The organism is Streptomyces spororaveus (genome assembly GCF_016755875.1).
Taxonomy (GTDB): domain Bacteria; phylum Actinomycetota; class Actinomycetes; order Streptomycetales; family Streptomycetaceae; genus Streptomyces; species Streptomyces spororaveus.
The window spans coordinates 5,523,726-5,538,201 of record NZ_BNED01000005.1 but is presented as its reverse complement, the minus strand read 5'-3'; the positions used below and the strand labels follow the sequence as shown (position 1 = coordinate 5,538,201).

The following is a 14,476-nucleotide window of genomic DNA, read 5'->3' as shown; positions in this document are numbered from 1 at the left end:
ACCCGCACGGCACCCGCGGCAGCCCCGCGGCACCCTGCCGGGCCGTGCCGGCCAGCTCATACTGGTCCCGTACGGCCCGGCCATCCCCCTGGAGCCGGAACATGAGCAGCAGCACTGTGCACGACGGACCGATAACGGCGGTCGAACTCTCGATCGGCGGGATGACCTGCGCCTCCTGCGCCGCCCGCATCGAGAAGAAGCTCAACCGGATGGACGGCGTCGAAGCCTCGGTGAACTACGCCACCGAGAAGGCCCGCGTCTCCTACACCGGTGACGTACAGGTCGCCGACCTGATCGCGACCGTCGTCAGGACCGGCTACACCGCCGAGGAGCCCCCGCCGCCCGCCCCGGAACCCGCCGTCTCCCCCCAAGAGGGCGAAGACGGCGACGAGGTACGGACCGAGGCCCCCGACCCGGTGCTCGCCGCGCTGAGGCAGCGCCTGCTGATCTCCGCCGCGCTCGCCCTGCCCGTGGTCCTGCTCGCGATGATCCCGTCCCTCCAGTTCGACAACTGGCAGTGGCTCTCCCTCACCCTCGCGGCCCCCGTCGTCGTCTGGGGCGGGTTCCCCTTCCACAAGGCCGCCTGGACCAGCGCCCGGCACGGCGCCGCCACCATGGACACCCTGGTCTCCGTCGGCACGCTGGCCGCCTTCACGTGGTCGCTGTGGGCCCTGTTCTTCGGGCACGCGGGCATGCCCGGCATGCGGCACGGCTTCGACCTCAGCGTCTCCCGTACGGACGGCTCCTCGGCCCTCTACCTGGAGGTCGCGGCCGGCGTCGTCTCCTTCATCCTCCTGGGCCGCTACCTGGAGGCCCGCTCCAAGCGGAAGGCGGGCGCGGCCCTCAAAGCCCTGCTGGAGCTGGGCGCCAAGGACGTCGTCGTCCTGCGCGCGGGCCAGGAGGTGAGGATCCCGGTGAGCACGCTCGCGGTCGGCGACCGGTTCGTCGTCCGGCCCGGTGAGAAGATCGCCACCGACGGCACCGTCGTCGAGGGCAGTTCCGCCGTGGACGCCTCCATGCTGACCGGCGAGTCCGTCCCGGTCGACGTCGCCGTGGGCGACTCGGTCACCGGAGCCACCGTCAACGCCTCCGGCCGCCTGGTCGTCGAGGCCACCCGGATCGGCGCCGACACCCAGCTCGCCCGCATGGCGAAGATGGTGGAGGACGCGCAGAACGGCAAGGCCGAGGTGCAGCGCCTCGCCGACCAGATCTCCGGGATCTTCGTACCCGTCGTCCTGGTGCTGGCCGTGGGCACCTGGATCACCTGGATGCTGATCACCGGCGACCCCGCCGCCGCCTTCACCGCCGCCGTGGCCGTCCTGATCATCGCCTGCCCCTGCGCCCTGGGCCTGGCCACCCCGACCGCGCTGATGGTCGGCACCGGGCGGGGCGCGCAGCTCGGCATCCTCATCAAGGGCCCCGAGGTCCTGGAGTCCACCCGCCGTGTGGACACCGTCGTCCTGGACAAGACCGGCACCGTCACCACCGGCCGGATGACCCTCGACGGCGTCTTCACCGCCGCAGGCGTCGACGAGAGCGAACTCCTGCGCCTCGCCGGGTCCCTGGAGCACGCTTCGGAGCACCCGATCGCCCGGGCCGTCGCCACCGGGGCGGCGGAGCGGGCCGGCTCCCTGCCCGTCCCGGAGTCCTTCGAGAACGTCGCCGGGCTCGGCGTCCGGGGCGTCGTCGACGGACACGCCGTCCTGGTGGGCCGCGAGCGGCTGCTGGCCGACTGGTCCATCGAGCTGCCGGCCGGGCTGGCCGAGGCCAAGGCGGCCGCCGAGGCCGCGGGCGGCACCGCCGTCCTGGTGGCCTGGGACGGCGCGGCGCGCGGGGTCCTGACCGTGGCCGACGCGGTCAAGGAGACCAGCGCCGAGGCGGTCGCCCGACTGCGGGCGCTGGGCCTGACCCCGGTCCTGCTGACCGGCGACAACAAGGCCGTCGCCGAGACGGTGGCCCGCGAGGTGGGCATCGACGAGGTGATCTCCGAGGTCCTCCCGCAGGACAAGGTGGACGTCGTACGCCGCCTGCAGGCCGAGGGCCGCACGGTCGCGATGGTCGGCGACGGCGTCAACGACGCGGCCGCACTGGCCCAGGCCGACCTGGGGCTGGCCATGGGCACCGGCACGGACGCGGCCATCGAGGCGGGCGACCTGACCCTGGTACGGGGCGACCTGCGGGTCGCGGCGGACGCGATCCGGCTCTCGCGCCGGACCCTGGCCACGATCAAGGGCAACCTGTTCTGGGCCTTCGGCTACAACGTGGCGGCCCTGCCGCTGGCGGCCGCCGGCCTGCTCAACCCGATGATCGCGGGGGCCGCGATGGCCTTCTCCTCGGTCTTCGTGGTGACCAACAGCCTCCGGTTGCGGTCCTTCCGCTAGTGGCCCTCCTCCCCACGGTCCGCACACTTCCTTCACGGGAGACGCAGATCACAGTGACCGCAACGTAACCATCCGGGGTCGTCATGGGTCTAATGGGGCGATGCCAAGAACGTCTTGGGGGACGTTTCACGGAGACCTGGGGAGGTTTCCGTGGGTATCAGCCGGCCGGGACACGTACCCGCGGGGAGGCTTTGAGCGGCCCTCCCGAACGAAACGGGTCCCGGCACACCGACGCCCCGGCTCGGGTCCCGTGGGGGGAATCCGTTTCGGGGAAAAGGGAAGCGCCCCGACCGTCGACCCGTGGGGGGATCGACGGCGGGGCGCTTCTCGCATGCTCAGGGTTGCCTGCGGTGCGCTCCGCGCGGCCGCACGCCGCGCGGAGGAAAGCCTCGGGTCAGCGGGCTTCGACGGGAACGAAGTCGCGCAGGACCTCGCCGGTGTAGATCTGGCGCGGGCGACCGATGCGGGAACCCGGCTCCTTGATCATCTCGTGCCACTGGGCGATCCAGCCGGGAAGGCGGCCGAGCGCGAAGAGCACGGTGAACATCTCGGTGGGGAAGCCCATCGCCCGGTAGATCAGACCGGTGTAGAAGTCCACGTTCGGGTAGAGGTTGCGCTCGACGAAGTAGTCGTCGGCCAGCGCGTGCTCTTCCAGCTTGAGCGCGATGTCGAGCAGCTCGTCGCTCTTGCCGAGCGCCGAGAGGACGTCGTGCGCCGCCGCCTTGATGATCTTCGCCCGGGGGTCGAAGCTCTTGTAGACACGGTGTCCGAAGCCCATGAGGCGGACGCCGTCCTCCTTGTTCTTCACCTTGCGGATGAAGGCGTCGACGTCGCCGCCGTCGTTCTTGATGCCTTCCAGCATCTCCAGAACGGACTGGTTGGCGCCACCGTGCAGCGGACCCCACAGGGCCGAGATGCCGGCGGAGATCGAGGCGAACATGTTCGCCTGCGAGGAGCCGACCAGACGCACGGTGGAGGTGGAGCAGTTCTGCTCGTGGTCCGCGTGCAGGATCAGCAGCTTGTCGAGCGCGGAGACCACGACCGGGTCCAGGTCGTACTCCTGGGCCGGCACGGAGAAGGTCATGCGCAGGAAGTTCTCGACGTAGCCGAGGTCGTTGCGCGGGTAGACCACCGGGTGGCCGACCGACTTCTTGTACGCGTAGGCCGCGATCGTCGGGAGCTTGGCCAGCAGCCGGATCGTCGAGAGGTTGCGCTGCGTCTCGTCGAACGGGTTGTGGCTGTCCTGGTAGAACGTCGACAGCGCGCTGACCACGGAGGACAGCATCGCCATCGGGTGCGCGTCACGCGGGAAGCCGTCGTAGAAGCGCTTCACGTCCTCGTGCAGCAGCGTGTGCTGGGTGATCTCGTTGCGGAACGACGCGAGCTGGTCGACGGTCGGCAGCTCGCCGTTGATCAGCAGGTACGCGACCTCGATGAAGGTCGAACGCTCGGCGAGCTGCTCGATCGGGTAGCCGCGGTAACGCAGGATGCCCTGCTCACCGTCGAGGTAGGTGATCGCGGACTTGTAGGCCGCGGTGTTGCCGTACCCACTGTCCAAGGTGACGAGCCCGGTCTGGGCCCGCAGCTTCGAGATGTCGAAGCCCTGGTCACCGACGGTGCTTTCGACCACCGGGTAGGTGTATTCACCGTCCGCGTACCGGAGTACTACAGAGTTGTCGCTCACGTCATCCCTCACCGACGTAGTGCCTCTTCTTCGAGGTGCCCTGACTGCCTCTACCTTCCCCCATTTGGCGCAGGAGAGTGCACTCGGGGTCGGCGTTTGGTGCTTTCGACGGCACTCAGTGCCGTCAAGCTACTCATCCTGCCCCCTCCACACCGGTGCCGGAACCCCAAATGATCGATCATCTAGGTGATGTTTCCCACCGGTATCCGGCCGGACAGCCTGGCAGCGACCGCCGTGTACCTCCTGCCTGCGGAAACGGTACGCACCGCCTGGCCGAGGGCCTTGCGGGACCCGACGAGGACGACCAGTTTCTTCGCCCTGGTGACCGCCGTGTAGAGCAAGTTCCGCTGGAGCATCATCCAGGCCCCGGTGGTGACGGGGATCACCACCGCCGGATATTCACTCCCCTGTGAACGGTGAATGGTGACGGCGTACGCGTGCGCCAGCTCGTCGAGCTCACCGAACTCGTACACGATCTCCTCATCCTCCTCCGTCCGTACCGTCAGGCGCTGTTCGTCCACGTCCAGGCCGGTGACCACGCCGACCGTGCCGTTGAAGACGCCGTTGGCGCCCTTCTCGTAGTTGTTCCGGATCTGGGTCACCTTGTCGCCCACCCGGAAGACCCGGCCGCCGAACCTCTTCTCCGGCAGGTTCGGCCGGGCCGGTGTCATCGCCTGCTGGAGCAGCCCGTTCAGGTTCCCGGCGCCGGCCGGGCCCCGGTGCATCGGGGCGAGCACCTGGACGTCCCGCCGCGGGTCGAGCCCGAATCTGGCCGGAATCCGCCGGGCCGCCACGTCCACGGCCAGCACCCCGGCCGCCTCGGTGTCCTCCTCCGGGAAGAGGAAGAAGTCCGGCAGGCCGTCCGTGATCGGCGGCAACCCGGTGTTGATCCGGTGGGCGTTGGTGACCACGCCGGACTGCTGGGCCTGCCGGAAGATCCGGGTCAGGCGCACCGCGGGCACCGGGCCGCCCTCGGCCAGCAGGTCCCGCAGCACCTCCCCGGCGCCGACCGACGGCAGCTGGTCCACATCGCCGACCAGCAGCAGGTGCGCCCCCGGCGCCACCGCCTTGACCAGCTTGTTGGCCAGCAGCAGGTCCAGCATCGAGGCCTCGTCGACCACGACCAGGTCCGCGTCCAGCGGCCGCTCCCGGTCGTACGCCGCGTCCCCGCCCGGCTTGAGCTCCAGCAGCCGGTGCACCGTGGAGGCCTCGGCCCCGGTGAGCTCGGCCAGCCTCTTCGCCGCCCGGCCGGTGGGCGCGGCCAGCACCACCTTGGCCTTCCTCGCCCGGGCCAGCTCCACGATGGAGCGCACGGTGAAGGACTTGCCGCAGCCCGGCCCGCCCGTGAGGACGGCGACCCGGCGGGTCAGCGCCAGCTTGACCGCGTCCCGCTGCTCGGGGGCGAGCGTGGCCCCCGTCCGCCCGGCGAGCCAGCCCAGGGCCTTGTCCCAGTCCACGTCCTGGAACCCCGGCATCCGGTCGTCCTCGGCGTGCAGCAGCCGGCGTACCTGCCCCACCAGGGACAGCTCGGCCCGGTGGAAGGGCACCAGGTACACGGCGGTCAGCGGGTCGGGCCCGCCCTGCGGATCCGGTACGGGCTCCCGTACGACCCCTTCCGGGTCGGCGGCGAGCTCGGCCAGGCAGTCGATCACCAGCCCCGTGTCCACCTGGAGCAGCTTGACCCCGTCGGCGATGAGCCGGTCCTCGGGCAGGAAGCAGTGCCCCTGGTCGGTGGACTGGGACAGGGCGTACTGGAGTCCGGCCTTCACCCGCTCGGGGCTGTCGTGCGGGATGCCGACGGCCTGCGCGATGCGGTCGGCGGTGAGGAAGCCGATGCCCCACACGTCGGCGGCGAGCCGGTAGGGCTGGTTCTTCACCACGGAGATGGAGGCGTCGGCGTACTTCTTGTAGATGCGCACGGCGATGGAGGTGGAGACGCCGACGCCCTGCAGGAAGACCATCACCTCCTTGATGGCCTTCTGCTCCTCCCAGGCGGCGCCGATCAGCTTCGTCCGCTTGGGGCCGAGCCCGGGTACCTCGATCAGCCGCTTCGGCTCGGCCTCGATCACGTCGAGGGTGTCGGTGCCGAAGTGCTCCACGATCCGGTCGGCGATCTTCGGGCCGATGCCCTTGATCAGGCCGGAGCCGAGGTAGCGGCGGATGCCCTGGATGGTCGCCGGGAGCACGGTCCGGTAGTTCTCCACGGTGAACTGCTTGCCGTACTGCGGGTGGGAGCCCCAGCGGCCCTCCATGCGCAGGGACTCGCCGGGCTGCGCGCCCAGCAGCGCGCCGACCACCGTCAGCAGGTCGCCGCTGCCGCGGCCGGTGTCCACACGGGCGACCGTGTACCCGCTTTCCTCGTTGGCGTAGGTGATGCGTTCGAGCACGCCGTCGACCACCGCCAGTTGCACCGCCCGCGGCGCCCCCTCTGCTGCTGCCATGCCCCGAAACTACCGGGCGGCGCCGACAGTGCGCCGGTCCTGTGGACAACGCAAAGGGGGTCCCGCCTCTCGGCCGGACCCCCTCACGGTTACCCCTCCCGTGCCGGACTTCCCGATCCCCCCAGATCCCTCCCCGGAAGCACCGACGCACCATACGACCCGCGATGCGCCCGCAGGGTTGCATCCGGAACCACAGCTTTGCGTTTCCGTTACCAAACGCCTACTCAAGGTGCCGGTGAATCGGCACAGAAGTAGCGTTTCCGGCATGAGCGAATCTTCATTCCAGGACGACGTGCTGGGCGAACTGGGCGACGACCGGCTGACCGAGATCGCGGGCCTGCTCGGCACGGACACCTCCGGCGCCCGGGAGACCGTCGCGGAGACGCTCGGCGTCATGGCCGGCGACCTCACCCAGCGGGTCGACGCGGACGACGCCGACGGCGCGGAGGCGCGCCAGGCCCTCGCCGAGGTGGCCGAGGCCGAGCCGCCGCTGGAGGGCGTCGCCACCTTCGGCGGCCTCGGCGGCCTGCTCAGCGGCGGAATGATGGCCGGGGTGCTGGCCAAGGTGAGCAAGCCAGTGGCCGCCGCCGTCTCGAAGCGGACCGGCATCCCCGCGGCCACGATCAGCCGGGTCATCGAGATGCTGATCCCGGTCATCCTGGCGGTCCTCGCCAGGCGCGCCTCCGGCAGGGCCCCGGGCGGCCGGTCGGCCGGCGCGCCCTCCGCGGGCGCCCCCGGCGCTCCCGGGGCGGCCCCCGCCGCGGGCGGCGGCCTCGGCGACCTGCTCGGCGAGATCCTCGGCGGTGGCAAGAAGTAGACGGCGGGAAATGGCCACTTCGGGGCCCCCGCACCACAGCCTCCCCCTAGAGTTGCCCCATGGCTGAGAGCGTGCGGCTGCGCGACCCGGAACCGGGGGACCTGGGCTGGATCGTGCAGCGCCACGGCGCGCTGTACGCCGCCGAGTACGGCTGGAACAGCGACTTCGAGGGCCTGGTCGCCCGGATCGTCGCGGACTTCGCCCAGGACCACGACCCCCACCTCGAACGCGTGTGGATCGCCGAGCTGGACGGCCGGCCCGTCGGCTCGGTGATGTGCGTACGGGAGGAGGGCGCGCCCGGCACCGCCCGGCTGCGGCTGCTCCTGGTCGACCCGCAGGGCCGCGGCCACGGCGTCGGCACCCTGCTGGTCGACACCGTCGTGGCCTTCGCCCGCTCGGTCGGCTACCGCGAGCTGGTGCTGTGGACCAACGACGTCCTGGCCGACGCCCGCGCGCTCTACCTGAAGGCCGGGTTCACCCTGATCGCGGAGCGGCCGCACCGCTCGTACGGGGTGAGCCTGACGGGACAGGACTGGCGGCTGCCGCTGCGGGAGGGCTCCCCGCGCTGACGCCCGAACCGACCCCCGTACGGTTCACGGCGCGCGCGGGGGCCAGCGAGGTGAGCGCCACCCCGCCCACCAGCAGTACGGCCGCCAGCCAGCGCAGCCCCGAGACGGACTCCCCGAGGACCAGGGCCGCGGAGGACATCCCGAAGACCGGGACCAGCAGCGAGAACGGGGCCACCGCGGAGGCCGGGTAGCGGCGCAGCAGGTAGCTCCAGGCGGCGAAGCCGAAGACGGTGGACACCCAGGCCACGTAGCCGATGACGGCGGCCCCGGACCAGTCCAGGGCCCGCAGCGCGGCCAGGTCCCGCTCGGGCCCCTCCAGCAGGAGCGAGAGCGCGAGCAGCGGCAGGACCGGGACCGTGCACACCCACACCATGAAGTTCAGGGCGTCGGGCGGGGCGGCCTTGCGGGTCAGGACGTTGGACACGCCCCAGCAGGCGGCGGCCGCCACGACCAGCGTGAAGCCGAGCACCGGCCCCGAGGTTCCGCCGTCCACCGCGGCGACCGCGATCCCGGCGAGCGCGACGGCCATCCCCAGCACCCGGACCCGGCCGGGCCGCTCGCGCAGTACGACGGCGGCCAGGACGGCGGTGAAGACGGACTGGATCTGGAGGACCAGCGAGGACAGCCCGGCCGGCATGCCGGCGTCCATGCCGGTGAAGAGCAGGCCGAACTTGGCGACGCCGAGGGCGATCCCGACACCGATGATCCACTTCCAGGCGGCCTTGGGCCGCCCGACGAAGAACACGGCGGGCAGGGCGGCGACGAGGAAGCGCAGGGCGGACAGGAGCAGGGGCGGGAAGTGGTCGAGGCCGATCTCGATGACCACGAAGTTGAAGCCCCAGACGGCTGCGACGAGCACGGCGAGGGCGGTGTGAACGGGGCGCATGCTGTGAGCATCGACCACCGGACCATGTAGCACCAGCTCGGATGTCTTCCGGGATGGATGAAGCGTTGCTTACGCATACCCGCGGTGCCACCATGGAGACATGCTCGATCTCGCCCGGCTGCGCGCCCTGCACGCCGTCTCCGTCCACGGCTCGGTCGCCGGCGCGGCGGCCGCCCTCGGCTACACCCCCTCGGCGGTCTCCCAGCAGATCTCCAAGCTGGAACGGGAGACCCGCACCACCCTGCTGGAGCGGCGCGGGCGCGGGGTCGCGCTCACTGAGGAGGCTCGCCATCTGGCCGAAGCCGCCCAGGAGTTGCTCGCGATCGTGGAGCGCACCGAGACCACCCTGGAGGAGCGGCGCGGGCAGCCCGGCGGGCTGCTGACGGTGGCTGCCTTCGCCTCGGCGGCGCGCGGGCTGCTACCGCAGGTACTGGCCGATCTGGCCCGCCGGCATCCGGCGCTGGACGTCCGGCTCACGGAGGTGGACCCGCACCTGTCCGTGGAGCTGGTGGCCCGGGGCGTCACCGACCTGGCGGTGGCCCACGACTGGGACATCGCCCCGCTGCCCGCGCCCGAGGGCATCGAGCAGGCGGTGATCGGGGACGACCTCTGCGACCTGGTCGTGCCGGCCGGGCATCCCTTCACCACGCGCCGGGCCATCCGGCGCTCCGACCTCGGAGGCGAGCGCTGGGTCTGCCAGCCGCCCGGCCGGGTCTGCCACGACTGGCTGGTACGCACCCTGCGCACCGCCGGGTTCGAGCCCGACATCGCGCATGTCGCCGAGGAGAACCACACCATCGTCGCCCTGGTGGCGGCCGGGCTCGGGGTGGCCGTCGTACCACGGCTGGGCACCGGCGCGCTGCCGCCGGGGGCCGTGGCCGTGCCGCTGGAGCCGGGCCCCGTACGCCGGTTGTACGCCCTGTGGCGGACCGGGGCCGCCCGGCGTCCCGCGATCACCGAGGCCGTGCGGAGCCTCCAGGAGCACTGGGCTTAGGGGGTGTCCCGGCACTGAGCTGACGCCGCCCGAAACCCCCGTCCTCGGGCGGCGTCAGCTCAGTGCCGGGCCCGCGAGAGGCCCCCGGTCGTCGGCGGGGGCTCCGGTTTCCCGGCCCCTCACCGACCCTTCGGCGCCCACTCTGCCAAGCCCCGGAGCACCGCGCATTGGCCTGGCGTGCACAGTGTCTTGACGGAGAGTCGCCCCGCCGCCCGCGCCCCGGGGCCGGCACTTGTTGCGCGGGCCGCGACGGCCGGTGTAAACCCGTGATCATGCTGCCCGAGAGAACGTTCCGCAGCGCGGAACTAGCGCCCGCCGACCGTTTCGAGAGCTGGCGGGCTCTGATGTCGGAGACGCATGCGCCCATGGAGATGCGCAGTGAGTACGCCGCCGACTTCTGGGTGAACCAGCGCGTCCTCTCGCTCGGCGGGATCGCGGTCTATCCGATGGAATGCCGTCCCCTGACCTTCAAGCGCACACCGAAGCTGATAGCGAGGTCGGACCCCGAGGCGTTCCACCTCTCGCTGATCAAACGCGGGGCGGGAGCGGTGACGCTGGGCAAGGACACCGTGGTGCACGGTGTGTTCGACATCCACACCAGTGACACGTCGCGGCCGTTCGAGATCAGTTCCGGCCCGCATTCCGTCGAGATCATCGGGGTCGAGGTCCCCAAGGCGCTGCTGCCGCTGCCCCCGCACACCGCCGGCCGGGTCATCGGAAGGCGCATCTCGGCCCGGGAGGGAATGGGGGCCCTGCTGGCCACCTTCCTCGGCCAGGTGACCAAGGACAGCCGGTCCTACCGGCCGGCCGAGGGCCCGCGCCTGAGCGGCGTACTGGCCGATCTCGTCGCCTCGCTCTTCGCCGGCGTCCTCGAAGCGGACCGGTCCTTGACCCCGGAGACGCACCGGCGCGCCCTGGCGCTCCGCGTGAAGGCCTTCATCCGGGACAACGCCGACGATCCGCTGCTGGACGTCCCCGCGATCGCCGCCGCCCACCACATCTCCGTCAGCTATCTCCACCGGGTGTTCCAGCAGGAGGGGGACGGGGTCACGGTCGCGGCCTTCCTTCAGGGCCGGCGGCTCGCGGGGGCACGCCAGGACCTGGCGGACCCGCTGCACCAGGAGGTGCCCGTGCACGTCATCGGCGCTCGGCGGGGCTTCCGGCACGCGTCCGCGTTCAGCCGGGCGTTCCGCGAGGCCTACGGCCTGCCGCCCGCGGCCTTCCGCGGGCAGGCCCGGGCGGAAGACCTGGCCGGGGCGGACGCCTAGGCCCCCGGAGGGGCGACACGCAGCGACACGCCCGGCCCGGCGCGAACAGCACCGGTAGGGTCCGGCGCGTGTCGTACCACGCCTCGCGCCGGAATCTGCTCGCCGCGGCCGCCATGGTCGCCGTCACGGCCGCCGGGGCGGCTTCCGCCGCGGTGGACCCCCACCACGTCCCCGACGACGCACGGCCCCCCGGGCGCCGTCCCGGCCGGGGCGCGCTGCGCGCCCTCCTGGACCGGATGAGCCTCGACGAGAAGATCGGGCAGCTCTTCGTCTCACGGGCCTACGGGCATTCGGCGACCGACCCCGATCCGGCGGACGCCGAGCAGAACCTGGCGGCGTTCGGGGTGCGCACCGCCGCCGAGGTGGTCTCCCGCCACCACCTCGGCGGGATCATCTACTTCGCCTGGGCCCACAACACCCGAGCCCCTCAGCAGATCGCCGCGCTCTCGGTCGGTCTCCAGCAGGCCGCCCTCACCACCGGTGCCCGGATCCCCCTGCTGCTCTCCACCGACCAGGAGCACGGCGCCGTCGCCCGGATCGGCAAGCCCGCGACCCTGCTCCCGGGGGCGATGGCCCTCGGTGCGGCCGGCTCCACCGCCCACGCCCGGCGGGCGGCCCGCATCGCGGGCTCCGAACTGGCCGCCCTGGGGATCCGGCAGGACTACGCGCCGGTGGCCGACGTGAACGTCAACCCGGCCAATCCGGTGATCGGCGTACGGTCCTTCGGCTCGGACCCGCGGGCCGTGGCGGAGCTGGTGGCCGCCCAGGTCCGCGGCTACCAGGGGGCCGGGGTCGCGGCCACCGCCAAGCACTTCCCCGGCCACGGGGACACCGAGACCGACAGCCATGTCGGGCTGCCGGTGATGCGGCACACCCGGGCCGCCTGGGAGGAGCTGGACGAGCCGCCGTTCCGGGCCGCGGTGGAGGCGGGCGTGGACGCCATCATGACGGCGCACATCGTCTTCCCCGCGCTCGATCCCTCGGGGGACCCGGCGACCCTCTCCCGGCCGATCGTCACCGGGCTGCTGCGCGAACGCCTCGGCTTCACGGGTGTGGTGGTCACCGACGCCCTGGACATGGCCGGGGTCCGCCAGAAGTACGGGGACGACCGCGTGCCGGTCCTGGCCCTGCTGGCCGGCTGCGACCAGTTGCTGAACGCGCCGGACCTGGCGCTCGCGCAGCGCAGCGTGAGGGCGGCCGTCGAGTCGGGCGAGCTGACGGAGGCGCGCATCGAGGAATCGGTACTGCGGATCCTGGAACTGAAGACCCGCCGGGGGCTGTTCGACGAGGCGTACACCACGGGCCGGGACGTGGACGCCGTGGTGGGCGCGCAGGAGCATCTCGACGCCGCCGACGCGATCGCGGGCGCCACGACGACCCTGCTGGCCGATCCCCGCGGGCTGGTGCCGTTCGATGCGACGGCCGGGCCACGTCTGCTGGTCACCGGGGCCGACCCGGCCTCCCCCACGGGTACCACCGGGCCCCCTACGGCCGTACTGGCCCGGGAGCTGACCGCCCTGGGCTGCCGGGCCACGGCGGTGCCGCCCGCCCGCGCCGTGGCCGCCGCGCCGGGTCACGCGGCGGTGCTGGTGTGCACGTACAACGTCCCGGAGGGCGAGAGTCCGCAGCGCACGCTGGTGGCGGACCTGATCGCGTCCGGCGTCCCGGTCGTCACGCTGGCGGTCCGCAACCCGTACGACCCGGCCCGGCTGCCGGCCTGTGCGGCGGAGCTGGCGACGTACTCCTGGACGGACGTGGAGATGCGGGCGGCGGCCCGGGTGCTCACCGGGGCGCTGCGGCCCGCCGGCCGGCTCCCCGTGCCGGTCCCGGGCCGCTACCCGCTGGGCCACGGGCTGACGCGCTGATCCCTCAGGCGCCGGCCCGCGGCCCGCGTGTCCCGGCTCCGGACTCCGGGCTCGGAGCTCGCTGATCGGAGCTCCCGGATCGGAGCTCCGGCTTCCCGTTACGGCCGCAGCTGCGGCTCGCGCTCCAGGTCGCGCTGGTCGAGCTGCGCGTCGGGCGCCGCCAGCGGCGCCGCCTTCCCCGCGTCGGCGAGCGCGGCGGCCGGGGCCACCCCGGCCCACTGGAGGATCTTCGAGGTGGCGAGGTTCTTCTCGCCCTCCATCAGCTTGGAGACGCTCGCCCCGTGGTTGGCACCCGGCGCGATCATGACGTAGCTGTCGCGCACCCCGTAGCCGAGGCGGAACGGTTCGGCGCCCCACGGGTCGTTCTGCCCGTACACGAACAGCATCTGGTTCGCGTTGCCGCGCACCCACTTGTCCACGTCCGCCATCACCCCCGGCTGGAAGGTCATGGGGATGTCGCGGGGCACGAAGTTGCGCGGCGGCTGGTAGCCGTAGCGGCTCAGACCCTTCAGGTGCGGCAGCTTGATGTCCGGGGAACCGAGCTGCGTACCCGCCTGGTAGTAGTACGGCGTGTACGTCTGCAGTCCCTGGTCGGCGTAGGCCGAGAAGCCGGAGATCGCGTCGACCGAGTCCCAGATCTGCTGGTCGCTCGCGGTGGCGGCGTCCGGGATCGAGGCGCAGTCGGCGAGCAGGCTGTACTGCCAGAAGGCCCACACGTAGTCGAGCACGACGGCCTCGTAGGCCCTGTCGAGGTCGCCGACGGTGGTGAAGGTCCAGCCGTTCTCGGCGGCGGCGACCGCGTACTTGGCCTCCAGGGGCTCCCGGCGCACCAGCGCCTCGCGCTGGACCGCGTTCAGCTTGTCGCGGCACTCCTTGGTGCCGACCTTGGCGAAGAACCGGTCGTAGGCCGAGTCCTCGTTGTTGACGACGTCGTTGGGCGCGACGTACGCGACGACGCCGTCCATGTCGCGGGGGTAGAAGCGCTCGTAGTACGTCGCCGTCATGCCGCCCTTGCTGGCGCCCGTGGCCAGCCAGTTCTTCTTGTAGATCTTCTTCAGCGCGGTGAACAGGCGGTGCTGGTCACTGGCGGCCTGCCAGATGTCCAGGTTCGACCAGGTGGCGGGGTCGGGCCGGGAGGGTGTGAAGAATCGATACTCCAGTGACACCTGGTTGCCGTCGACGATGGTCGTCGGCTCGCTGCGGCGCGGGCTGGTGCTGACGTTGTAGCCGGAGGTGAAGAACACCGACGGCCGCGAGACGTCCTTGTGCAGCAGGGTCAGGCGCTGCTTGAAGGTGCCCTTCCACGGCTGCCGGTGGTCCACCGGCTGCTCGTAGTTCAGTACGAAGAAGCGGTAGCCGGTGTACGGCTTCTCCTCGATCAGGCTCATCCCGGGAATGCCGAGGATCTGGTCCTTGATGTCCGTGGCGGCCGCGGGCTGCGCGGCGGTGGCCGCTTGCGCCGTGAAGCCGGCCGCGCCCATGGTGCCGATGAGCACCACGAGCGACAGCAGCCATCCGAGCGTCTTGCGCATTCACCCTCCCCTTGAGTTCACTTCGGTCGCCGTGAACCT

The 14,476-nt window shown here is 71.9% G+C and carries 9 protein-coding genes and 1 pseudogene; 6 read left to right on the top strand and 4 right to left on the bottom strand.

Annotated elements, in window-relative coordinates:
- Positions 1 to 101 precede the first annotated feature (101 nt).
- The gene (locus tag Sspor_RS27430; RefSeq protein WP_202201501.1) at positions 102 to 2,381 is read left to right on the top strand and encodes a heavy metal translocating P-type ATPase; all 2,280 of its coding nucleotides are present in this window, start codon (positions 102 to 104) and stop codon (positions 2,379 to 2,381) included.
- A 394-nt stretch (positions 2,382 to 2,775) separates the two neighbouring features.
- Here Sspor_RS27430 and Sspor_RS27425 read toward each other — a convergent pair whose 3' ends face one another.
- Complete coding sequence (locus Sspor_RS27425; RefSeq protein ID WP_052871576.1) at positions 2,776 to 4,065, bottom strand: citrate synthase; 1,290 nt, start codon at positions 4,063 to 4,065, stop codon at positions 2,776 to 2,778.
- A 182-nt stretch (positions 4,066 to 4,247) separates the two neighbouring features.
- Positions 4,248 to 6,506 (bottom strand): SF1B family DNA helicase RecD2, encoded by a 2,259-nt coding sequence (gene recD2, locus Sspor_RS27420; protein ID WP_202201500.1) that lies wholly within the window; start codon positions 6,504 to 6,506, stop codon positions 4,248 to 4,250.
- A 265-nt stretch (positions 6,507 to 6,771) separates the two neighbouring features.
- Here recD2 and Sspor_RS27415 point away from each other — a divergent pair, with 265 nt between their 5' ends.
- Positions 6,772 to 7,323: a DUF937 domain-containing protein gene (locus Sspor_RS27415; protein ID WP_202201499.1), complete on the top strand. Its 552-nt coding sequence runs from the start codon at positions 6,772 to 6,774 to the stop codon at positions 7,321 to 7,323.
- 56 nt (positions 7,324 to 7,379) lie between these two features.
- A pseudogene (locus Sspor_RS27410) lies at positions 7,380 to 7,892 on the top strand (GNAT family N-acetyltransferase); the annotation flags it as partial.
- Here Sspor_RS27410 and Sspor_RS27405 read toward each other — a convergent pair.
- Complete coding sequence (locus tag Sspor_RS27405) at positions 7,798 to 8,778, bottom strand: EamA family transporter (protein ID WP_202201497.1); 981 nt, start codon at positions 8,776 to 8,778, stop codon at positions 7,798 to 7,800. The pseudogene Sspor_RS27410 and the gene Sspor_RS27405 sit on opposite strands and share 95 nt — an antisense overlap.
- A 100-nt stretch (positions 8,779 to 8,878) precedes the next feature.
- On the opposite strand from Sspor_RS27405, the gene Sspor_RS27400 reads away from it, so the two are divergent.
- The 3 genes from Sspor_RS27400 (at position 8,879) to Sspor_RS27390 (ending at position 12,905) form a co-directional block, all read left to right on the top strand.
- A complete protein-coding gene (locus Sspor_RS27400) occupies positions 8,879 to 9,772 on the top strand; it encodes a LysR family transcriptional regulator (RefSeq protein ID WP_202201496.1) in 894 nt (297 codons plus the stop codon).
- A 272-nt stretch (positions 9,773 to 10,044) separates the two neighbouring features.
- On the top strand, positions 10,045 to 11,040 hold the full coding sequence (locus Sspor_RS27395) for an AraC family transcriptional regulator (protein ID WP_202201495.1): 996 nt from the start codon (positions 10,045 to 10,047) through the stop codon (positions 11,038 to 11,040).
- Positions 11,041 to 11,153: 113 nt separating this feature from the next.
- The gene (locus tag Sspor_RS27390; protein WP_202203896.1) at positions 11,154 to 12,905 is read left to right on the top strand and encodes a glycoside hydrolase family 3 protein; all 1,752 of its coding nucleotides are present in this window, start codon (positions 11,154 to 11,156) and stop codon (positions 12,903 to 12,905) included.
- A 98-nt stretch (positions 12,906 to 13,003) separates the two neighbouring features.
- Here the strand turns inward: Sspor_RS27390 and Sspor_RS27385 are convergent, their stop codons facing one another.
- Positions 13,004 to 14,437: a serine protease gene (locus Sspor_RS27385; RefSeq protein ID WP_202201494.1), complete on the bottom strand. Its 1,434-nt coding sequence runs from the start codon at positions 14,435 to 14,437 to the stop codon at positions 13,004 to 13,006.
- Positions 14,438 to 14,476 lie beyond the last annotated feature (39 nt).

Excerpts from the sequence above, each read along its gene's own strand:
- Sspor_RS27430 (WP_202201501.1), top strand. The coding sequence starts at position 102 with ATGAGCAGCAGCACTGTGCACGACGGACCGATAACGGCGGTCGAACTC.
- recD2 (WP_202201500.1), bottom strand. The coding sequence starts at position 6,506 with ATGGCAGCAGCAGAGGGGGCGCCGCGGGCGGTGCAACTGGCGGTGGTC.
- Sspor_RS27415 (WP_202201499.1), top strand. The coding sequence starts at position 6,772 with ATGAGCGAATCTTCATTCCAGGACGACGTGCTGGGCGAACTGGGCGAC.
- Sspor_RS27405 (WP_202201497.1), bottom strand. The coding sequence starts at position 8,778 with ATGCGCCCCGTTCACACCGCCCTCGCCGTGCTCGTCGCAGCCGTCTGG.
- Sspor_RS27400 (WP_202201496.1), top strand. The coding sequence starts at position 8,879 with ATGCTCGATCTCGCCCGGCTGCGCGCCCTGCACGCCGTCTCCGTCCAC.
- Sspor_RS27395 (WP_202201495.1), top strand. The coding sequence starts at position 10,045 with ATGCTGCCCGAGAGAACGTTCCGCAGCGCGGAACTAGCGCCCGCCGAC.
- Sspor_RS27390 (WP_202203896.1), top strand. The coding sequence starts at position 11,154 with ATGGTCGCCGTCACGGCCGCCGGGGCGGCTTCCGCCGCGGTGGACCCC.
- Sspor_RS27385 (WP_202201494.1), bottom strand. The coding sequence starts at position 14,437 with ATGCGCAAGACGCTCGGATGGCTGCTGTCGCTCGTGGTGCTCATCGGC.